13 protein-coding genes and 1 pseudogene are annotated in these 21,031 nt (G+C 57.6%); 5 read left to right on the top strand and 9 right to left on the bottom strand.

Annotated features, from left to right (window positions below; translation table 11 throughout):
* Nucleotides 1-12: 12 nt before the first annotated feature.
* Together EUZ85_RS15690 and EUZ85_RS15685 are read right to left on the bottom strand one after the other, a co-directional pair.
* Nucleotides 13-1,428 (bottom strand): GTPase/DUF3482 domain-containing protein, encoded by a 1,416-nt coding sequence (locus EUZ85_RS15690; protein WP_127970174.1) that lies wholly within the window; start codon nucleotides 1,426-1,428, stop codon nucleotides 13-15.
* Nucleotides 1,421-2,866, bottom strand: a complete 1,446-nt coding sequence (locus tag EUZ85_RS15685; protein WP_127970173.1) for a DUF2868 domain-containing protein — start codon at nucleotides 2,864-2,866, stop codon at nucleotides 1,421-1,423. The genes EUZ85_RS15690 and EUZ85_RS15685 overlap by 8 nt, the downstream gene beginning before the upstream one ends.
* Before the next feature lie 399 nt (nucleotides 2,867-3,265).
* On the opposite strand from EUZ85_RS15685, the gene EUZ85_RS15680 reads away from it, so the two are divergent.
* Complete coding sequence (locus EUZ85_RS15680) at nucleotides 3,266-4,147, top strand: ABC transporter substrate-binding protein (protein WP_127970172.1); 882 nt, start codon at nucleotides 3,266-3,268, stop codon at nucleotides 4,145-4,147.
* Here the strand turns inward: EUZ85_RS15680 and gcvT are convergent.
* The 5 genes from gcvT to gcvH form a co-directional block, all read right to left on the bottom strand.
* Nucleotides 4,135-5,265, bottom strand: a complete 1,131-nt coding sequence (gene gcvT, locus EUZ85_RS15675) for a glycine cleavage system aminomethyltransferase GcvT (protein WP_127970171.1) — start codon at nucleotides 5,263-5,265, stop codon at nucleotides 4,135-4,137. The genes EUZ85_RS15680 and gcvT overlap by 13 nt on opposite strands.
* An 89-nt stretch (nucleotides 5,266-5,354) precedes the next feature.
* A complete protein-coding gene (locus EUZ85_RS15670; protein ID WP_127970170.1) occupies nucleotides 5,355-6,734 on the bottom strand; it encodes an L-serine ammonia-lyase in 1,380 nt (459 codons plus the stop codon).
* 74 nt (nucleotides 6,735-6,808) lie between these two features.
* Complete coding sequence (gene glyA / locus EUZ85_RS15665) at nucleotides 6,809-8,089, bottom strand: serine hydroxymethyltransferase (protein WP_011397654.1); 1,281 nt, start codon at nucleotides 8,087-8,089, stop codon at nucleotides 6,809-6,811.
* 71 nt (nucleotides 8,090-8,160) lie between these two features.
* Complete coding sequence (gene gcvP, locus EUZ85_RS15660; protein WP_127970169.1) at nucleotides 8,161-11,043, bottom strand: aminomethyl-transferring glycine dehydrogenase; 2,883 nt, start codon at nucleotides 11,041-11,043, stop codon at nucleotides 8,161-8,163.
* A 4-nt stretch (nucleotides 11,044-11,047) separates the two neighbouring features.
* Nucleotides 11,048-11,422 (bottom strand): glycine cleavage system protein GcvH, encoded by a 375-nt coding sequence (gene gcvH / locus EUZ85_RS15655; RefSeq protein WP_011397656.1) that lies wholly within the window; start codon nucleotides 11,420-11,422, stop codon nucleotides 11,048-11,050.
* 200 nt (nucleotides 11,423-11,622) lie between these two features.
* On the opposite strand from gcvH, the gene EUZ85_RS15650 reads away from it, so the two are divergent.
* On the top strand, nucleotides 11,623-12,513 hold the full coding sequence (locus EUZ85_RS15650; protein ID WP_127970168.1) for a LysR substrate-binding domain-containing protein: 891 nt from the start codon (nucleotides 11,623-11,625) through the stop codon (nucleotides 12,511-12,513).
* A 130-nt stretch (nucleotides 12,514-12,643) separates the two neighbouring features.
* Complete coding sequence (locus EUZ85_RS15645) at nucleotides 12,644-13,216, top strand: hypothetical protein (protein WP_127970167.1); 573 nt, start codon at nucleotides 12,644-12,646, stop codon at nucleotides 13,214-13,216.
* Between the two features lie 10 nt (nucleotides 13,217-13,226).
* Here the strand turns inward: EUZ85_RS15645 and EUZ85_RS15640 are convergent, their stop codons facing one another.
* Nucleotides 13,227-15,968: an EAL domain-containing protein gene (locus tag EUZ85_RS15640; protein ID WP_164887257.1), complete on the bottom strand. Its 2,742-nt coding sequence runs from the start codon at nucleotides 15,966-15,968 to the stop codon at nucleotides 13,227-13,229.
* A gap of 270 nt (nucleotides 15,969-16,238) precedes the next feature.
* On the opposite strand from EUZ85_RS15640, the gene EUZ85_RS15635 reads away from it, so the two are divergent.
* Entirely contained in the window at nucleotides 16,239-16,874 is a 636-nt protein-coding gene (locus tag EUZ85_RS15635; protein WP_127970165.1) for a Spy/CpxP family protein refolding chaperone, read from the top strand.
* An 862-nt stretch (nucleotides 16,875-17,736) separates the two neighbouring features.
* Here EUZ85_RS15635 and EUZ85_RS31995 read toward each other — a convergent pair.
* Nucleotides 17,737-19,125, bottom strand: a pseudogene (locus EUZ85_RS31995) (winged helix-turn-helix domain-containing protein); the annotation flags it as partial.
* A gap of 412 nt (nucleotides 19,126-19,537) precedes the next feature.
* Between EUZ85_RS31995 and EUZ85_RS15625 the strand changes: the two are divergent.
* Nucleotides 19,538-21,007 carry a parallel beta-helix domain-containing protein gene (locus EUZ85_RS15625; protein ID WP_127970163.1) on the top strand — a complete coding sequence of 490 codons (1,470 nt, stop codon included), beginning with the start codon at nucleotides 19,538-19,540 and terminating at the stop codon, nucleotides 21,005-21,007.
* Nucleotides 21,008-21,031 lie beyond the last annotated feature (24 nt).

Here is a 21,031-nt window from a genome sequence, read left to right as displayed (position 1 = left end):
CTAAAAAGTTTTTCAACTTTTTACCAGAACACCCGGTAAATTAGAACCTATTGTCTTGATAAACGCCACTCGCTCTTGGTCATCCAGGTCGCAACCGGGACGCAAACTTGACCATTCCGGGTTGCCTCGCGCCTTGCGCAACCAGCGCGACCAGTCTCCCGGCAATTCCGGGGAGCCGCCGTCCGCCAGAGCCATCGGCTGTTGCGACGCATGTCCCCGCTTCTGCAGCGCTTCGAATAAATACTGTTGCCGCAGCCACAATACTTTGAGGGTGGATTCGTCCACGCACAACTTGCGTTGTTTACGTATCGCCGCGGTCAAATCCTCGCGATATCGGCGTCCCGTCTGCCACACCACCCCCGCCAGGGCGCCCAGCGCCGCCGCCGCGCCCAAGGTGATCCCACCGGCCATCAAATCGACGCCAACGCCTACCGCCGCGCCGGCCGCCGCGCCACTGCCGGCCTCGACGCCCATACGCTTCATATTGTCCGGATCAAACAAATCCAGCTCCCATTCGCCATCGCGAACCGGTAAGGCGGCGACAGTCACGTCCTCGTCAGCGAAGCGGAAAATCTGCAACAGATCGGCGACGCAATCGGACTCCGCCTTGCGCACCTGCTCCTGCATCCGTTCCGCCGCCGTCTGAATTTCCACTTCCTCGTTCGCCGTCATCAGACGAAAACTGGCCACGTCCGTCCACAAAGCGGCGATGCGCTGCGCGGCGCTGTCCATCTGGGATTCCCACTGCTTCTGGCGCTCTTCGATAAGCTGTTGCAAGTCGTTATAACGGGCGGCCATCAACGCCTGCATCTTCTGATAGAGACGTTTCTCGTCCTCAAAATTGAAAGCGACTGTGTCGAACTCTACCTGAGCATGCAGATTCAACGCCGCCAGTTGCTCACGCCACTGCGCCAGATTGGAGCGCGGCGCAGCGATAAAATTCAGCACGGGAATCACCGGGCGCGCCGCAAAGCTGAGCACTTTCAGCTCGTCCCGGTACTTCCCCAGCACCGGCTCGCGGACATCCACGACATAAAATATCAGTTCGTCCTGCAATAGCTGCCGGATCACCTTGGCTTCTTGCGAGAACTGCGGATAGCGATCCAGATCCTGAATAAAAGCGCGCAGCCGTCCCAGCCCGTTATCCTGCTCCGGACGCAGTTTTTCCAGCGCCTCCAGCAACTCGATGGAATCCTCCAGCCCCGGCGTATCAAACAGCGTGATGACCGGCGTTTCATTGACCAGAATCTGGCCCGCCTCCACATGCCGGGTGGCTCCAGGATGATTGGAGATAACGCCGAATTTCAGATCGCGCAACAAGGTGCGCATCAGGGAAGTTTTACCCGCGTTGGTGTGACCGACCACCGCCACGGAAATCGGGTCGCCGCCGATACCTGAACGTGTCTTAGTCGGCGTCGCGTTATCCATGCTTCATCTCTCCTTCGGAATGCGTTCCGATCACCCGGTGTACGACCCGTTGCGGTTCTATTCCACATTCCGCCGCCAATTGGTGCCAGTCGCAGATGCGTATGTCGCGCCCCTGCGTATCCTGATCGAAATATCCCGCCGTTTCGCACAACTCCAGCCAGGTCAACGATTTGCGCCCTTCTGTCAGTTGCGCCAGGAACCGCTTCAAGCCGCGATCTGGAGAACGTTGCAGCGACACCGCCAGCACCAATGGCGTCTGTTTCAGCGCCTGGGCGCGCTGTAGCGCCGCATGCTGGCCTTCCCGGTCCAACACATTGCCCAGATTAAACGCCTCGGAAACGCCATCCCCGGCAGCCATATGGGCGTTGTCCAATTCCACGCCAAGCCAGCAGCTTTGGGTCGGTGGGGTTTCCTCCTGCGCCTGTTGAGGCTCGGGGTCCGCCTGAGGACGACCGTCTTCATCCGCATCCACCACGCCCAGCACCCGCGTGGCCGGGATCAGCTTCTGTTTTAAACGGACGTAATAAGGACGCGCCAAATTCAGGCGAAAAGCGGCGCGCGCACGCCCGTATGCGACCCAGGAGGCGGCCAGCAACAGAAGACGGGGGATGATCCCATAGGTCAACATGCCGCCCAGCAGCAAACCCGACCACGCCTGACGCGCCGCCTCAGCGTTAGCTGGCGATCCGCCGATACGACTGGCGGCGATTTGCTCCGGCGTCGGCGCAGAGAAGCCAAACCATTGCGGCAAAGCCGCCAGGGTTTGAGTCAGAGTTTGGAAAGAAGATTCAGACAGGATGGTGGTCTCCCAAATAAAGTCATACTGGCGAGCGGCCAGCATCAACAGAATCATCGTCGACCCACCCAGCAAATAGGACAGCCACAGCGCATGGGACAGTCGGCTTAGATTCCAGCGCCCCACCGCCCCGGCGTTCATGACGGCGAACCATGCCTGCGCCGCAGCGGCGTCTGCGCCGTTCTTGCCGCCCAGCTTGCCCATCCAGTAGGCCACCATCCACTCCAGCGTCTGGCCGAGCATGCCAGTTTTGGCCTTACGCGACGCCAGCGCCATGCCACCCGCCCATAACGCCAGCATCAGCGTGTTGACGCCCAGCAGCGCCAGCAACAGCCAGAAGAAATTGACGCTGCCTTGTTGCCCGCCATCAAACGCCTGTCTGGCCGCCAAGGCCCCCAAGCAAAACAGCAACGCCATCGCGCCAAAAGCGACCTTCTTGGCCGCCTCCGCCGTCTTTTGCAGACGTGCGCCCAAGCCGACGTCTTCCCCCATCTGCCGGGCCCGGTCCAACACATGCTGCTCCAGCCCCTGACCCGAGGTATGCGCAGGCTCTCGCAACGCAAGCGCCGCGTACGCCTCACTTTCCTGAATATGCCGAATCGCTTCAGCCTGCAGCCGGTCGTTGAACTTATCCGGCATCATGCAACCTTACCCTGACGTTATTCGACGCCCCCTGCGACGAATAAGATTCAGCGACATGTAATTTCAAAGCGGTTCCTCTGGCTCGTGTCAGTCATCAGGCGAGTCCGTCGTCCCACGGCTCCCTGTTTGTCATTTTTTTGCTCTATAAAACACCCCGGAGCGGTCAGACAACGCGCGTTCAGGGTCGGCCAATGATACCTATTCGCTCCTCGCAACGACAAGCTCGGTCGGTAACAAGCCTGACGCGTCCATTTATTACAGGATTATTGCGCCTCCGCTTGCCTTTTAAATGGGCTATGCTAATTCTAATAGAAAGCAACGCACTGACACGCCTGGGTTTTCAGCCAGAGCCGATGCTTGCCATCCCGCATACTTGAAAGCGTGTAGCCGGTACCCAAGATGTTCGCACCCAAGCTCGTTTTGTTGGCGTTTCTGAGTTGCTCACTGGCCTTTTTCGCTTCGCACTCCCATGCGGACAAGCTCGTCCAGGAAGAGATCACCTACTACATCGTTGAAGACCTGGCCAGCCCTTTTCAGATCGCCTCCGATGGCGTCAACAAAGGCGGATTGATCACCGACCTGGTGGAAATCATTTTTCGAGACACGCCGATACAGCTTGCTCCCAAGCCGCTGCCGGTCAATCGTCTGCACCGCGTTATCAGAGAGGACAAGAACACAATCTGGCTGACCTACGACGCCAAGGTCTGGAATTCCCTGACAGATGTGGGGAGTTTTGTGGAAGAGCCTTTATTTACTGTTAATCATGCATTGCTGACCTGCAATGATCACCCTAAAAGCATTACCGGAGAGGCGGAATTACTGGGGATGACTCTGGTCATACTCGACAATTTCAATTATCCCGAACTACGCCGCATGGAAGCCCGCAGGTCGCTCACGCTAACAGGCGTGGAGAAATACGAGCAGGGCTTTCGTTTAACCGCCGCAGGGCGCGTCGACGGGTTTGTAGAGATGGAAATTCGTCTGCGCTATAACCTGGCGCAGGAGAGCGAACCACCCTCGGACTGCTATCGTTTCGTCAATATGGACGCGGTGATACCACCTTATGACATCTATCTCAGTCTGAGTAAGCAGGCAAGCCCAGAATTACGGAATATGGTGACGCAGCGGGTCAAAGAGCTTAAAGCCAGTGAGGATTATCAGCAGGTTATCGCCCGTTACACGGACAGACGCAAGAAAGCGGATCAAACAAAGCGGGTGGAGGCGGCTACCGCCGCTCCCTGCCCGCATGCGTGCCCTACAGCGGCGAATCAGCCTCTGTAGTAGCGGTGCTCAACGAAGGTCGCTGATACGACAGTCACCGGCACTTCTTTACCGCGCACGATCGCTTTCAGCTCAGTTCCCATAGCGGAACAGTCAGTGTTGACGTAGCCCATCGCCACCGGTTTCTCAACGCTGGGACCGTAACCGCCGCTGGTGACCAGGCCAACTACTTGCCCTTCCCCGTTGACGATCTCAACGCCTTCACGCACTGGCGCCCGACCTTGCGGAGCCAGACCAACGCGTTTGCGAGGAGAACCTTCAGCAAACTCACTCAGGGTCACATCCGCGCCAGGGAAACCGCCTGCGCGTTCGCCATCGGCGCGACGCGGTTTGGACAGCACCCATTTCAGGTTCGCCGCCACCAGATTGGTGTCCGTGTCCAAATCATGGCCATACAGACACAGACCGGCTTCCAGACGCAGAGAATCTCTCGCGCCCAGGCCAATAGCCTCAACGTCAGGATGCGCCAGTAATTTGCGCGCCAACGCATCCGCACGATCTGCAGGCACGGAGATTTCGTAGCCGTCTTCGCCGGTATAGCCGGAACGAGTGACGAAACACTCAGCGCCATCCAGGGTCGCCCACGCGCCGGTCATGAAAACCAGCTTGGTCAGCTCAGGCGCCAGTTCTCCCATCACGCCCGCCGCAGCAGGGCCTTGCAGCGCCAACAACGCGCGATCTTCCAGCACTTCGATTTCCAGCTTGTCGCCAAGGTGCTTACGCAGATGAGCAATGTCCTGCTCCTTGCAAGCGGCGTTCACCACCAGGAACAAGTCTTCGCCAGTATTGGTGACCATCAGGTCGTCCAGAATGCCGCCTTTGTCATTGGTGAACAGCGTGTAGCGCTGCGCGCCCTTCTCCAGGCCGACGATATCGCCGGGAACCAGGGCTTCCAGCGCTTCCGCCGCGCCAGCGCCTTTCAGACGCACCTGCCCCATGTGGGAGACATCGAACAGTCCGGCCTTCTCGCGGGTGTGCAAATGTTCTTTGATAATGCCTGCGGGGAATGTCACCGGCATGGCGTAGCCTGCGAATTCAACCATCTTCGCCCCGCACTCCACGTGCAGGTCATACAACGGGGTTTTCGCCATTTCGGCGTTGTTATGACTTTCAGCCATTGCTTCGTCTCCCTAAAGGCGTCACCGGGGACGCCGTTGTTCGCATGAAATTCTTTAGACGCCGAAGCCAGTCCCAAGGGACCGGCGCATCAGCATTCGATTACGTTCACCGCAAGACCGCCGCGAGCGGTCTCTTTGTATTTGGTCTTCATGTCGGCGCCAGTGGCTTTCATGGTTTTGATGACCTTGTCCAGGGAAACGAAGTGACTTCCGTCCCCTCGCAGCGCGATACGCGCGGCGTTGATCGCTTTCACCGAGCCCATGGCGTTGCGCTCAATGCAGGGCACCTGCACCAGTCCGCCAATAGGATCACAGGTCAGGCCAAGGTTATGCTCCATGCCGACTTCAGCGGCGTTTTCCACCTGCTGAGGCGTTCCACCGAGCACTTCCGCCAACGCGCCCGCCGCCATGGAGCAGGCCACGCCCACTTCGCCCTGACAGCCGACTTCGGCGCCGGAAATGGACGCACCTTCCTTGTACAGCACGCCGATAGCAGCCGCTGTCAGCAGGAAACGCACGATGCCGTCGTCATTGGCGCCGCCAACAAAACGGTCGTAATAGTGCAATACCGCAGGAATAATGCCCGCCGCGCCGTTGGTCGGAGCCGTCACCACTCTGCCGCCCGCGGCGTTTTCTTCGTTCACCGCCAGGGCATACAAATTCACCCAATCGAGAACGTTCAGCGGGTCCTTCATGGCGGACTCCGGCCGTCTGGACAGCGCGCGATGCAGTTCCGCCGCGCGACGCTTCACTTTCAGACCGCCTGGCAAAATGCCCTCTTTACGGCAGCCGTTCTCCACGCAATCCTGCATAACCTGCCAGATGCGCAGCAGACCCTTGCGCACTTCTTCTTCGCTGCGCCAGGTCTTTTCGTTCTCCATCATGATGCGGCTGATGCTATAACCCGTGGCGCGACAGTGCTCCAGCAACTGCGCCGCCGTGCGGAAAGCGTATGGCAGCGGCGTGGTGTCGGGAACGATCTTGTCCTCGCCCACTGCGTCCTCGTCCAGAACGAAGCCGCCGCCAACGGAATAATACGTCCGCGTACGCAGAGCCACCGCGCCATGATTAAACGCCGTAAAACGCATGCCGTTGGGGTGATAAGGCAAGGTCGCGCGCTTGTTCATCAGCAGATGTTCTTTCTCTACGAATTCAACTTCGTGCAGACCCAACAGACGGATACGGCGACGGGTGCGAATACGTTCAATCTTCGCTTCCACGTCATCCGTATCAACGTCTTCAGGTGTTTCGCCCTCCAGGCCCAGCATCACCGCTTTATCGGAGCCGTGCCCCTTACCGGTGGCGGCCAGCGAGCCAAATAATTCCGCCTTGATAGTGATAACCTGCTCCAGCAGGCTGTCCCGCTGCAATCCCTGCAGGAATTGACGCACCGCCTTCATGGGCCCCACGGTATGGGAGCTGGAAGGACCAATGCCTATTTTGAGCAAATCAAAAACGCTTACAGCCATAAATCATCACTCGCAACGGAGCTGTGAAATGTTGAGAAACCCGTCCGCTAAGCGGACGGAGAGGCCGGAGCGCCTCATAGGGCGGCTCCGGATTTGGCGTTGGCGCGGTAGACCGGGAAGTCGCGGCAGATGCTCAGCACCTTCTCGCGGACTTTCTCTACGACGCTTTCATCGCCCATATTGTCCAGCACATCGCAAATCCAGTTCGCCAGCTCCACGACTTCTTTTTCTTTGAAGCCGCGAGTGGTGACGCCGGGCGTACCGATGCGCAGACCAGAAGTTACGAACGGCGATTGCGGATCGTTCGGCACCGTATTCTTGTTAACGGTAATGTAAGCCCGACCCAACGCGGCGTCGGCGTCTTTACCAGTTACGCCCTTATCGATCAGGTCAATCAGGAACAGGTGGTTGTCCGTGCCGCCGCTGACGACTTTATAGCCGCGCGCTTTCACCGCATCCGCCATGGCTCTGGCGTTATTCACGACTTGCTGCTGATAGTCGCGAAACGCAGGCTCCAGGGCTTCCTTGAACGCTACCGCCTTGGCGGCGATCACGTGCATCAGAGGACCGCCCTGAATGCCAGGGAAAATCAAAGACTGCAGTTTCTTCTCAATCTCTGGGTTGGACTTCGCCAGAATCAGACCGCCGCGTGGACCGCGCAAGGTTTTGTGCGTGGTGGTGGTGGTGACGTCGGCTATTTGCACCGGGCTCGGATACAGACCTGCCGCGACAAGACCGGCGACGTGCGCCATATCAACGATCAGGTACGCGCCAACACTGTCTGCGATGTCGCGGAAACGCTGCCAGTCCACGACTCGCGAGTATGCGGAGAAGCCTGCGATAACCAGTTTGGGCTTGTGTTCTTTCGCCAGACGCTCGACTTGATCGTAGTCGATTTCACCGGTTTCCGGGTTCAGGCCATATTGAACGGCGTTGAAGATTTTGCCGGAGAAGTTAGGCTTGGCGCCGTGGGTCAGGTGGCCGCCGTGGTCCAGGCTCATGCCCAGAATGGTGTCGCCGGGCTTGGCCAGAGCCAGATACACGCCAGCGTTGGCTTGTGATCCAGAATGGGGTTGCACGTTGGCGTAATCAGCGCCGAACAGTTGCTTGGCGCGGTCGATAGCCAGCTGCTCCGCGACGTCGACGTGCTCGCAGCCGCCGTAATAACGCTTGCCGGGATAGCCTTCCGCGTACTTGTTGGTCAAGACGCCGCCTTGCGCTTCCATCACCCGTGGGCTGACGTAGTTTTCGGAGGCGATCAATTCAATGTGTTCTTCCTGACGGCGCTTTTCCGCGTTAATGGCCGCCGACAGCTCGGGATCGTAATCAGCGATCCGCATATCTTCGGTAAACATGGCTCGTGTTCCTCTTTCAGATTCTTATTTTGCGCAGAGAAGCGGGACGCGCGAACGCCCCGCAGTACTGCTTAGTCCTCGTACTCAGTCATCGGAGGACATGCGCACACCAGGTTGCGGTCGCCGTACACGTTGTCGATGCGACCGACCGGGCTCCAGTATTTGTCCGCTTTCAGCGCTTTCAACGGATACACGCCACGCTCGCGGCTGTAAGGGCGATCCCAGTCGCCCACCAGATCCGCCGCAGTGTGCGGCGCGTGGTGCAGCGGGCTGTGATCCACGTCGTATTCGCCGTTCTCAATTGCACGGATTTCCTCGCGGATAGCGATCATGGCGTCGCAAAAGCGATCCAGCTCAGCCAGAGATTCACTCTCGGTCGGCTCGATCATCAGCGTGCCTGGCACCGGGAATGACATGGTCGGCGCGTGGAATCCGAAGTCGATCAAACGCTTGGCGATATCGTCAACGGACACGCCGCAGCTGTCTTTGAACGGACGTACGTCGATGATGCACTCGTGCGCCACGAAGCCTTGCGAACCGGTATACAGCACAGGATAGTGCGGCTCCAGACGCTTGGCGATGTAGTTGGCGTTCAGAATCGCCGACTTGGTCGCTTCGGTCAGGCCTTCGCCGCCCATCATGCGGATGTAAGTCCAGGAAATGGGCAGGATGCCCGCGCTGCCCCAAGGCGCTGCGGAGATAGGCGCAATCGCGTTTTCCGCCGTCTCGCCCATGGCGCTGTGGCCAGGCAGGAACGGAGCCAGATGCGCCGCAACGCCAATCGGGCCAACGCCGGGGCCGCCGCCGCCGTGAGGAATACAGAATGTTTTATGCAGGTTCAGGTGCGACACGTCGCCGCCGAACTGACCGGGCTTACACAGTCCGACCATCGCGTTGAGGTTGGCGCCGTCGATATATACCTGACCGCCGTGCTGATGCACGATGGAGCATACTTCGCGGATGCCTTCTTCGAATACGCCGTGAGTGGACGGATAGGTCGCCATCAACGCCGCCAGTTTGGCGCTGTGCTGTTCGGCTTTCAGACGCAGATCGTTCAGGTCCACGTTGCCGTTGTCGTCGCACTTCACCGCCACGACTTTCATGCCCACCATCTGCGCGGACGCAGGGTTGGTGCCGTGTGCGGAATTGGGGATCAAACAGACGTCGCGGTCGCCTTCTCCGCGGCTGTGATGATAAGCGCGAATCGCCAGCAGACCCGCGTATTCGCCCTGAGAACCCGCATTGGGCTGCAGAGAGAACGCGGCATAACCGGTCGCGGCGCTGAGCATACGCTCCAGATCAGCGATCAGGGCGCGATAACCTTCAGTCTGGTCCAGCGGCGCGAAAGGGTGAATCGCGCAGAAGCCGTCCCAGCTCACCGGGGTCATTTCCGTGGTGGCGTTCAGCTTCATGGTGCAGGAGCCCAGCGGAATCATGGTGCGGTCGAGCGCCAGATCCTTGTCCGACAGGCGACGCAGATAACGCAGCATTTCCGTTTCGGAGTGATAACGGTTGAATACAGTGTGCGTCATGAACGCGCTTTGACGGCGCAGCTCGGCGGGAATCGCATCCTTGGCGGAGGCGTCCAGCGTCGCGACATCCGCAACCGGCTTGCCGGAGGCGAATACATGTAAAAGTGCGGCGACATCTTCGCGGGTAGTGGTTTCGTCCAATGAAACGCCCAGGGTTTTATCATCGATGCGCCGCAAGTTGATCTTCTGCTGCAGAGCGGCTTGGTAAACCGCGTCAGTATCACCGCCAGTGGCGACGGATACAGTGTCAAAGAAATGCGCCGTGTTGACGGTGCGTCCGGCCTGCTTCAGGCCTTCCGCCAGAATAGTGGTCAGGCGATGCACGCGACGGGCGATGCGCTTAAGACCTTCCGGACCGTGATATGCGCCGTACATAGAAGCGGTAATCGCCAGCAGCGCCTGCGCGGTGCAGATGTTCGAGGTCGCGTTTTGACGACGAATGTGCTGCTCACGGGTCTGCAGCGCCAAACGGTAGGCTTTGTCGCCATTGGCGTCTACGGAGACGCCCACCAGACGACCAGGCAGAGAGCGCTTGTATTCATCTTTGGTGGCGATGTAAGCCGCGTGGGGGCCGCCAAAGAACAGGGGCACGCCGAAACGCTGGCTGTTGCCGATGGCGATATCCGCGCCCAGTTCGCCCGGAGGCGTCAGCAGGGTCAGGGACAGGATGTCCGCCGCCATAATCGCCAGCGCGTTGGCTTCATGAGCGGTTTTGATCAGTTCGCGATAATCGCGAACGTCGCCGTTGACGCCAGGGTATTGCAGCAGCACTGCAAAGTAATCATGGTTTTGCAGGTCTTTCTGCGGATCGCCGACAACCACTTCGATGCCCAGAGGCTCAGCGCGGCCTTTAACCACTTCGATCGTCTGCGGCAGACAGTCTTCAGCAACAAAGAACACATTGCTCTTGTTCTTAGCGTTGACGCGACGACACATGGTCATGGCTTCCGCCGCTGCGGTGCCTTCATCCAACAGAGAGGCGTTGGCCATTTCCATACCGGTAAGGTCGCCGATCATGGTTTGGAAGTTCAGCAGCGCTTCCAGGCGGCCTTGGGAGATTTCCGGCTGGTACGGAGTATAAGCGGTGTACCAGGCGGGGTTTTCCAATACGTTACGGAGGATGACGGTCGGCGTCAGGGTGTTGTAGTAACCCATGCCGATGTAGGTTTTGAAAACTTTGTTACGTTCAGCGAAGGCTTTCAGTTCCGCCAGCGCCTGTGCTTCAGTGCAAGGGGCGTCGAGTTCGAGGCCTTCGTGGATGCGGATGGTTTCAGGAACGGTTTTGCTGATCAGCGTCTCCATGTCGGCCACGCCCAGCGCGTTCAACATGGCGGTCTTTTCCGCTTCATCCGGGCCGATATGGCGGCCGATGAAAGCGTCCCGCTGCTCCAGTTCAGCCAGAGTTTCGCGTGTATCGCTCATGATCTTACTCTCCTGTCAGCGCCTTATAAGCCGCGTCATCCATCAGCGACTCAACTTCAGAAGCATTGGAAAGGGAGATTTTGTAAATCCAGCCTTCTCCGGTAGGGTCTTCGTTCACTTTACCGGGTTCGTCGCTCAGCGCTTCGTTCACGGCGACCACAACGCCACTGACGGGGCTCTTGATATCGCTGGCGGTTTTTACCGACTCCACTACGCCGATATCTTCGCCCTGGCTGACTTCACGTCCCACTTCGGGCAGCTCTACGAAAACCAGATCGCCCAGTTGCGCCTGTGCGTAATCTGTAATGCCCACAACACCGATCTCATCGGACTCCATGGACAACCACTCGTGATCTTCGGTGAATTTCAGACCGCTCATACGTAACATACTCCTCAATTGGAACCGGTTGGAATAAATTATCCTTCTGAGCCCGCCTCAGGACGTATCGACAAAGAGAGACGCCGCCGAAACAGGGCTACAGCGATATCGTTTTTATATAACTGAACCATAACTCCGGGCTATTGATTTGTGAAATTAATAGTTAAAATGCATTTATTTAAAATATTTATGGTAACGCTGTGAATTATCTCCCCACCGATCTCCTGCAAACCTTTGTCGCCGTAGCGGATTATGGCGGTTTTACCCAGGCCGGCGACGCGTTGGGGCGCTCGCAGCCGGCGATCAGTCTGCAGATCCGGCGACTGGAGGAGTTAGTGGGAACCACCCTGCTCGTGCGTAATAACAAGGCGTTGGCCCCCACCCCGGAAGGTTTGATTCTGTTGCAGTACGCCCGCGATATTCTCGCTCTTAATAAAGAAGCCATGATCAAACTGTCGCAGCCGGAATTGGCCGGTTGCCTGCGGCTGGGGATTCCCAATGAATTCGCCAGCTCGTTGCCCGAGGTGCTGGGCAAGTTCTCCCAGGCGCACCCCAACGTCACGCTGGAGGTCACCTGCGACCTCAGCTCCAATCTGGTGGAACGTTATCGCTCTAAGGAGCTGGATCTGGTGTTCGCCCTGCACACCAGTCTGCGCACCATCTCGCCGGAAGAAGGCTGGATGGAGGATCTGGTGTGGGCCACCAGCATTCATCACACCTGCCACACCCGTCACCCGGTGCCGTTGATCGTCGCGCCGCGGGGCTGCGTTTACCGACATCGCATTATCGAAGCCCTGGACTCCATGAGCATTCCCTGGCGTATCGTTTATACCTGCGCCAGTTTCAGCGGCATACGCGCCGGCGTACTGGCGGGATTGGGAGTCACGGTGCTGGGCAAAAGCATCGTACCGGAGGGGCTGCGCGTGGTGGAGAGCAGCGACTATCTGCCGGCCTTGCCGGGTGTGCAGATGCGTCTTTTATATAACAGAGAGCAGACCTCCCCCGCGGTGGCCGGCTTCGTGCAGTTTATTTCCCGCACCGCGCCGGTGACGGGCGATGGCCTGAGTCTGGATGGCCTGCGCGCAGGTTAAATTCAAAAAATGAAAATTTATTGACGGAGTCTGATCAAAAAACGCGCTACTTGTTTTTAACGCCCCCTCATAGGCGCTTTATCGGCGAAAGCCTTGCAATCAAATCATTTGTAGCGATGGCGGGAGGACGATGATGTTTCGTTCATGCACGATTCTTCTGACTCTACTTATTTCGGTCACAGCCATGGCGGAGGGGGTGATTGTGAATCGCGCGCCCCTCGACGCCCAAGCGGCCAACTACTTCGCGCAGCAAGGGATTCGTCTGCAACCTGGTCAATATTGGTACGACGCGCACACCGGCGCCTGGGGCGTTGAAGGCGGCCCGACTAGCGGCGTCACCTATCCAGGACTTCCTATCACGGCTCCCCTGCCCGCGGATATCTCCGGCGGCGGCACTGGCATTTTTATCAATGGTCGGGAAATTCACCCCAGTGAAGCCATGGCTCTGAGAAACTACTTCGGACAGGCGATTCCCGGACGTTACTGGCTCAACGCCGCTGGCGTCGGCGGCTATGAAGGCGGGCCGGCGCTGTTTAACCTGGCCCCGATGTTCAGCAACCGGGGCGGCGGCAATCGCGGTCTGGGTCACAATGGTCGTGGCGGCTCAGTGATCAGCGATGGAACCACCTCTGGATTTATCTCATCCGATCCCAAGTATGGCGTCAGCGTCACTTGCGGCCCTGACGGCGGCTGTATTTATTGAATAAAACCGTCTAATCCGACGCCGCCGGCTTCCTGACTACTGTCAGCGACGCCAGCGGAATGGCGGGCAGCCCTTCCCCTTTCAACAGCTTTACAAACGCCGCTTTGGGTAGAGGCTTGCTGAGCAGAAAACCCTGTACTTCGTCGCAGTCGCGCTCCTGCAAAAAGCGCAACTGCTCCACATTCTCCACGCCTTCGGCCACTACTTTAAGGCCCAGCGCCCGACCGAGCAGAATAATACCGCTGGCTAGCGCTTGATTATTGGGGTCTTCCGGTAGGTCGCGGATAAACATGCGGTCGATCTTGAGCGTATCTATCGGCATACGCTTGAGCCGGCTGAGAGAGGAGTAGCCCGTACCGAAATCATCAATGGCCACGCTCAGTCCCAAAGTTCGCACTTGCCGCAGAACTTCCACGCTATGCTCTTCATGTTGTAAAGCGCCTTCCGTCACCTCCAGCTCCAGATCCAGGTCGGACGGCTCCAGCCCCCAGCGCTGCAACGCATGTTCGATATGACCTTTGACATCATAGTGCTCCAACTGTTTGCCTGAGACATTAAAGGCGATGCGAGGCAACTTCAGCCCCTCTTTCAGCCAGCCCGCGACATCCCGGCACAGCTGATTGATCACCCATCTGCCAATGGGATCGATCAGAGCGCTGTCTTCCGCAATATTGATGAAACAGTAGGGGGTGATCAGTCCTCGCGTGGGGTGCCGCCAGCGCAGTAGTGTCTCCGCCCCCACCAGTTTGCCGCTGGCCAGATTGAATTGCGGCTGGTAATAGAGTTCAAACTCATTACGCTCCAGGGCTTGCCGCATCTCGCTGCTCAGGGTCAGGTGCTCTATCGCCCTTTCCGTCAGTTCGCTGGTGTAAAACTCGAACGTATTGCGATGCAGCTCTTTGGCCCGATACATAGCCGCATCCGCCGCCCGCGCCAGATTCTGCGCGCTGTCCGCGTCGTGAGGAAAAATGGCGATGCCGATGCTGGCGGAGCAGACAATTTCATGACCGCCGATATGAATGGGCTGCCGGATGGTTTCTATCAGTTTACCGGCCATGGCGGCGGCGTCCTCGGTGTTGGACAGCTCTTCCAGACTGATAGTGAATTCATCTCCCCCCAGGCGCGCCACCATGTCTTCGCCCCGCACCGCTTCCGAAAGGCGTCGCGCCACGGTTTTCAGCAGGATATCGCCAGCCTCATGCCCCATCGTGTCGTTGATGATTTTGAAACGGTCCAGATCGATAAACATCAACGCCACTTTCATACGCCTTCGCTTGGCGCGCTCCAGGGAAATCTCAAGACTATTGAAGAACAACAGTCGATTGGGCAACCCGGTCAGCGAGTCATGGTTGGCGAGATGGCGCAGTTGCTTTTCTTTCTCTTTGATCACACTGATGTCAGAGAACACCGACACATAGTTGGCGATGTTGCCGTTTCTATCGTAGACCACATTGATGTTCTGCCAGGCGGGATAGATTTCCCCATTACGCCGCTTGTTCTCGATCTCCCCCTGCCAGTGGCCGTGCTCGGTGATGGAGCGCCACAGGGACTGGTAAAAGGTTTTGTCATGGCGACCGGATTGTTGCAAACGGGGGTTACGCCCGTAGACATCTTCCAACGTGTAACCGGTAATCTCGGTGAAGGCGTTGTTCACCGCTACAATGTTGCGCGCGTCGTCAGTGATAATGACAGCTTCGCGGATAGCGTCGAACACCACCGCCGCCTGCTGCAACTCCTTCTCGTGCCGACGACGCTCGGTGTAATCCACCAAAATGCAGCGGCTGCCGCGAAACTCGCCGTCCTCGCTCTGCAGCGCCGTGCTGCTCAGCAAGACACAGAATAACCGGCCGTCTTTGCAGCGAACATTCAGCTCCAGGTTGCTCAGCGCGCCGCCTTTCTTCAGTTGCCCCAGCTTATCCCAGCACAACTGCACGCAGTCTTCCGACAGCAGATCGCAAAACATGGCTTTGCCGACCAGCTCATTGCGTGAATATCCCAGCCAGCGCAGCGCCGTTTCATTGATATCCACGATCACTCCCTGGGGGTCCAGCGAGTGATAACCGCATGGCGCATTGTTGTAGAGGTCGTATATCAAATGCGCATATTCATTTTTGCGATTTTCGTCGAGCTTGCGTTCGGTTATATCCTGAATGGTTCCGTGCATTTGCACGGGGTGTCCCTGGGCGTCGAAAATTACCTCGCCGGCCCCACACATGATGCGCTCCTCGCCACTGGGCCAAATGACACGGTGTTCGAGTGCGTACACCTGCTTGTTCTCCAAGGCGTCGTCCACCAGCTTGACCACGCGCGCCCTGTCATCCGGATGCACGCATCCCAGGAACTTTTCATAGGAGGCCGTGTTGTCATGGAGCGACAGGCCCAGATTGCGATAGACCTGATCCGACCAATACACCTCGTTGCGCTTCAAGTCCCAAAGCCAGTTGCCCAGCCGGGCGATTTGCTGGGCCTTATCCAGATTGTTGCGGCTCTCACGCAAGGCCTCGTTACGAGCTTCGTTGGACGTAAGCATCCAGGCGACCACGGCGCCGATCAGAACGACGCAGGCAGTCAGGAGATACAACACGCAGCTTTGCAGAGACAGCTCCGCCTTTTGCGCGGCGGGCAAGGTCTCCATCAACTGGTAATCCGCCCACAGGAAAACGGTAGAGAGCAGGCCTGCGCCCAGCAATGAAAAGACGAGTAAGCGCCGGAAGTAAGAACGAATGTGACTTTTGAGATGTATCAAACTCACGCTGAGGAGTCTTCCCAGGTTTTCGTATGTCCGCCAGTGGCGGCTTTGTTGTTTTTTATAAAGGAAACTAGCACAAGACCGCGATTTTGCCTTACTGGGACGGTATAAAAGCCAATTGAATTGATGACTGTCAAACTGCTTGGAAATATATTCAGAAACCATGGCGATTGGATGCAATTCAACCAAACTATCTACACCTCATGAACTCAATGATTCACCAAGAGCAGCAGGGGTAAAGACACTCACGCCAATCCAAAAGGAGACGTCGCCATGAACAACAGACCTATCCTCGCCCCCCTTAAACCTCTTGCCGTCGCCTTGATGCTCAGCCTGGCCGCCTCCGCCTCTGGCCACGGTTTCTTTGGCTCAAGCGCTTCCGATAGCGATTGTGACGACTGCGCCGCGGGCGGTCAGGGCATGATGCGGGGCCGACACATGATGGGCGGCGGCATGTTCACGGGCGACGATTGGAGCGCATCCAACTGGAGTGGTTACGGTCGCCATTCAATGATGGGGTCCGACCGCATGTCCGGTCACGGCTACATGATGGGCGATGGCTTCATGATGGGAGGCATGATGGATTTGAGCACGCCAAGAATGGCCGGTTTGTTGGGGCTGGACGACAAGCAGCGCCAGAAGATCGAAGAAATTCAAAAACAGTTGGGTGAACAACAGTGGACCCATTTTCAGGAAATGTATAAACAGCACGCCGCCATGCAGAACCTGTTCAACAAGGACGAAATGGATGACAAAGCCATTCTGGATGCCCATCGCGCCATGGCGGACGCCCATCTCAAAATGCTGGAAATCCAATTGCAGGCGCGCAGGAAAATGCAAGAGGCGCTCACCGAAGAACAACGGGAGCGTCTACATCAGATTCAGGATTATGACTGGGGCGCGCGGTAACGCCTTTCCAAACTAGGGCGGCGGATCAGTTCAGCGCCGCCGCCTCTTTGACGCTGCGCTTGTCGAGGGACGCATTGAGCTTGTCCTCACGCCCGCTTTCCCGCAGCACGGACTGGCGGTTGCGGCGCAACAGGCTGGTCACTTCTTCTTGCTGATCTCGTGTAAACGAACTCCATTCCGGCCACTGCTCCGGCGACCACAGGAACTGGTTGTAGTCCGGCAGCCAGCCCGACATCAACTGCGCTCGTAAAATTTCAAACAACTTGGCGGGGTTCTCATACACAAACCATTCCGGTATATCCATGGCTTCGACAATCTTATAGGACACGGACTGCTTGAGTTCATCATGCAGATACTGCGGCGATTTCTGCCCGATGATATGCCGCAAATAGCAGGCGATCAGATAGGGAAAACGGTTTTCAGAGTCAATAGAGGTTTTATTATTTCCCTGCTTGGGATAATAGCGGTCCAGCTCCTCCAGCGCTTCCTCGTTGCGTCCCAGCTTGATGAGCGTGGCGGCCACCGGCAGCGCGTAGGAGCGATTCCCCGGTTGTTGGCTGCGCCGTTGCTGAAATACAGACAACGCCGCCTCATAGTCACGGTTGATAGAGTACTGCAGGCCGCGCGCATAGAGGTAGTTGGCGCCAGTGCGCATGCCCGGCGGCACCTGAATCAATAATTCCTGCGCCTTCTTCATATCCCCAAGCGCCATCCATAAAATCGCCTCGGTGACCTTGTTGTTGGGTTGCCGCCCGATCACATGGGGATACATGCGCGACCAGTTGAAGTAATCCGTCGCTGTGTCCACCGTAATGGGCAGGAACTCCAGTTGGTCCAAGGGCCGGTACAGATAATCCGGCTCCAGCGCCAAAGCGCGCTGATAAGTGTCCCGGGCCTGCTCCAAGCGCCCCATACGCAGCAGAGTATAGGCTTTCCCTCGATTGATGCCGCCGGAAAAGGGCTCCAGCTCCAACGCCCGTTCATACATGGCCAGAGACTGAATATAGCGTCCCTGGGAACGCAGCAACTGGCCGTACCAGAGGTAGCCGGGCGTGTAATTCGGGGCCATCTCCATGGCTTTTTTATAGAAGCCCTCCGCCTCACTCTCCCTGCCCTGCTCGGAAAACTGCAAAGCGCGGGACGCATAAGCCTGCGGCATGCCGGGGTCCAGGGCGAAAGCCCGGTCCAGCAGAGGCGCGCACTTTTCCGACACCGTACTGGCGGGCAGGTCCGAATAAACGCTCAGGAAATGGTAGCTGTCGCACAGGGCGACGTAGGCTGGCGCGAACTGTCCGTCGAGGCTGATCGACTGAGAGAAATTCTGTAGCGCGCGCTGCAGCGAGAGCACGTCGCGCTGGGACCAATAGTGACGCCCCTGCAAGTAATAGTCGTAAGCTTCCGGGTCCGGCTCGCGGCGGTCGCTGAGTTCGTCATTAGGCACATTGAGCTGAGACAGCAACGTCTCCGTCAGGTCCTGATGAAATGCAAACAGTTTACTCGCGTCGCCTTCAATGAGGCCGCTCCACTGGGAGTCTCCGCCCGCCAGATCGGTAATATTGAGAATCAGCCTCAAGCTGGAGCTGGTGACCTGCAAACTGCCACTGACCGCACTGCCCCGATCAGGGCGCGACCAGGGCGCCGTCTCGCTGAACACCACCCGCGCGCCATGCAGGGTAATCAGTCGCGAACGAATGGCGTCCGTGACGCTGGTGGCCAGATACGCGCTATCTCGATGATGGGAGGCGTCCACCAATTGAATCGGGTAAACAATGATTTGGCTGGGTGCATGGGGTTTGGGATAAAAGACGCCGAACCCTAATGCGAACACCAAGGCGAGCGCGCCGACACTGATCCCCCACTTACACAATCCGCGCCGACGGCCTTGGGCGTTTGTGTGGGGACACAGACCGTCCGCATCCGGCTGCGACATCTGCGCCACAATACGGTAAGTGGAGCCGTCTCGTTCAATGTAACGACGCGGTCTGCCATTATCTCCGAACGCTTTGCGTAATTGAGAAATAATCTGATCAACGGAGGCATCCGGCTGCGCGGACGGTGGCCAGATTTTTTCCTGTAGTTGCGTCTCCCCAAGCGCCCGGCCCTGCGCTTCCACCAACGCAAGTAGAGCCGCCATCGCTTTGGGAGTAAGAGAAATTTCACAATCCTGGTCAGCCAGTTTGTTGGCTTCCGGGTCGACCCACCAGTCTCCGATTTTAAAGGGTCTAAGGGGGTGAATCTGGCGTCTGATCATCCTTCTTTGCCCATCAAGTCCTTGTTAGGGGTTGTCCTGTATCCTGAAAATCGGGGGCTAAGGCATTATGGAGAATTCCAGTAGCGCTCGAAAGCGTATTTCCTCCGGGGAGCCTGTCGCCTTAATCTCCGCCATCGCCAGCGGATATGCTATAAGACTTTTCTCCCAAAACTGGTATTTTTCTCACATTGTTAAGAAAAAATAACTTTTTACAGACAGTTACAGCCAACCCGCCGTCTTCGCCTTCCCAGACGTCGATTCTACGCCAGCATTAATCAGAATAAAATTACCGCTGGCCACTTTGCACATTGTTACCCTCCCTGCTTTTACGGCATAACAGAAAACACCCAAAAAGCGGACAACCTGTCCTCTTATTTGACCGCCCAATAATAAAAAGAACGCGAGGGACACTATGCAACCCAATTTCATCCCCGCCGGCCTTGCGCCGGCTCTTTGTCTTTCTATCGCAGCGTTGGCAGGATGCAGTAGCGACACCACTGGCGGCGACGCCAGCGGCGCAAACTTCCCCGACAACGCTAAATTCATCAGCGCCGACGGCGACATCACCATCGCAATCAAGACCGCGTTTATCACCGCGCAGTCCGGTGATTATCTGGTGTTGCCGGAGGGGCGTCTGCAAATCACCGACACCCTGACCCTGGACGGCGATCCCGACGGCGATGGGACGTCACTGGAGAATATCACCATCGCCGGGTACGGCATGGACAAGACCATCCTGGACTTTTCCGGCTCTCTGGGCGGCGACGGCATATTCATTCAGAACATGAAGGACATCACTGTCCGCAACCTCGCCGTGGAGGAAGCCGCCAACAACGGCATCAAGCTGAAGGACTCCGACGGCATACGTCTGCAATACACCCGCACCGAGTGGAAAGGCGAATTAAACTCAGACAACGGCGCCTACGGCCTATATCCCGTGGAATGCTCCAACATCCTGATCGAAGACTCCTATGTGCGCGGTTCGGCCGACGCCGGCGTTTATGTCGGACAGTCCCGCAATATTGTAGTGCGACGCAATATCGCCAAGGAGAACGTAGCAGGCATTGAAATCGAAAACTCTCACAATGCGGATGTTTACAACAATGTGGCGGAAAGCAACACCGGCGGCATTCTGGTGTTCGACCTGCCTATCGGCAACCACAAATACGGCTCCACCGTACGCGTGTTCAACAACATCATCCGCGATAACAACACCAATAATTTCGCCAACGCCAGCAGCAACCCCGCCGGCGTGCATATCGTGCCTCCCGGCACCGGCGTGATCGTGCTGTCCACCGCGGATGTAGAGGTTTATAACAACGCCATCAGCAATCACGACACTACGTCCGTCACCGTCTCTTCGTTCTTCATCGCCGCCACACAGACGGAGATGGCGCAGTACGTCATGGACGGCATCATGGCCGATGGCTGGCGTTCCGTTCCTCGCAATATCTCCATTCACGACAACAGCATCAGAGACTCCGGCGCCAGTCCGCGAGGCGATTTAATACAGGGTGTGCTCCCCGCATTTCAGGCCATTGGGGAGACCACCCTGCCCAGCGTGCTGTACGACGGCTTCGGTGAGTTATTGGCCCGCGCAGGCTACGGCGCGCCTTTTTCAGAGGAGCCATTCGCCGCAGACGGGTCGGAGAACATCTGCGTCGTCAACAATGGCGACGCCACCAAGGGCTTTCTCTATAACCCGGACCCAACCACATTTACTGACGCTGACCCCGCCGACGGCGAACCTGACGCCACCACTGGCGTCGGAGCCAGCCTGTTGGTCTGCGATCTGGACCGGCTTCCCGCCGCCACCGCCACAGTCGCCGGCAAGGTGCACGGATGCGGTCAGGATGACGCCCATGCAGCTTGCAGCCTGTGATGAAACAGCAAGGCTAGACACATC

The organism is Hahella sp. KA22, from assembly GCF_004135205.1.
Lineage (GTDB): Bacteria > Pseudomonadota > Gammaproteobacteria > Pseudomonadales > Oleiphilaceae > Hahella.
Note: the sequence above shows the minus strand (reverse complement) of the source record. Positions and strands in the feature narration are given on the sequence as shown.

What these genes read in the sequence shown, in the direction of transcription:
- EUZ85_RS15690 (WP_127970174.1), bottom strand. Translation starts at nt 1,428, where the DNA reads ATGGATAACGCGACGCCGACTAAGACACGTTCAGGTATCGGCGGCGAC.
- EUZ85_RS15685 (WP_127970173.1), bottom strand. Translation starts at nt 2,866, where the DNA reads ATGATGCCGGATAAGTTCAACGACCGGCTGCAGGCTGAAGCGATTCGG.
- EUZ85_RS15680 (WP_127970172.1), top strand. Translation starts at nt 3,266, where the DNA reads ATGTTCGCACCCAAGCTCGTTTTGTTGGCGTTTCTGAGTTGCTCACTG.
- gcvT (WP_127970171.1), bottom strand. Translation starts at nt 5,265, where the DNA reads ATGGCTGAAAGTCATAACAACGCCGAAATGGCGAAAACCCCGTTGTAT.
- EUZ85_RS15670 (WP_127970170.1), bottom strand. Translation starts at nt 6,734, where the DNA reads ATGGCTGTAAGCGTTTTTGATTTGCTCAAAATAGGCATTGGTCCTTCC.
- glyA (WP_011397654.1), bottom strand. Translation starts at nt 8,089, where the DNA reads ATGTTTACCGAAGATATGCGGATCGCTGATTACGATCCCGAGCTGTCG.
- gcvP (WP_127970169.1), bottom strand. Translation starts at nt 11,043, where the DNA reads ATGAGCGATACACGCGAAACTCTGGCTGAACTGGAGCAGCGGGACGCT.
- gcvH (WP_011397656.1), bottom strand. Translation starts at nt 11,422, where the DNA reads ATGAGCGGTCTGAAATTCACCGAAGATCACGAGTGGTTGTCCATGGAG.
- EUZ85_RS15645 (WP_127970167.1), top strand. Translation starts at nt 12,644, where the DNA reads ATGATGTTTCGTTCATGCACGATTCTTCTGACTCTACTTATTTCGGTC.
- EUZ85_RS15635 (WP_127970165.1), top strand. Translation starts at nt 16,239, where the DNA reads ATGAACAACAGACCTATCCTCGCCCCCCTTAAACCTCTTGCCGTCGCC.
- EUZ85_RS15625 (WP_127970163.1), top strand. Translation starts at nt 19,538, where the DNA reads ATGCAACCCAATTTCATCCCCGCCGGCCTTGCGCCGGCTCTTTGTCTT.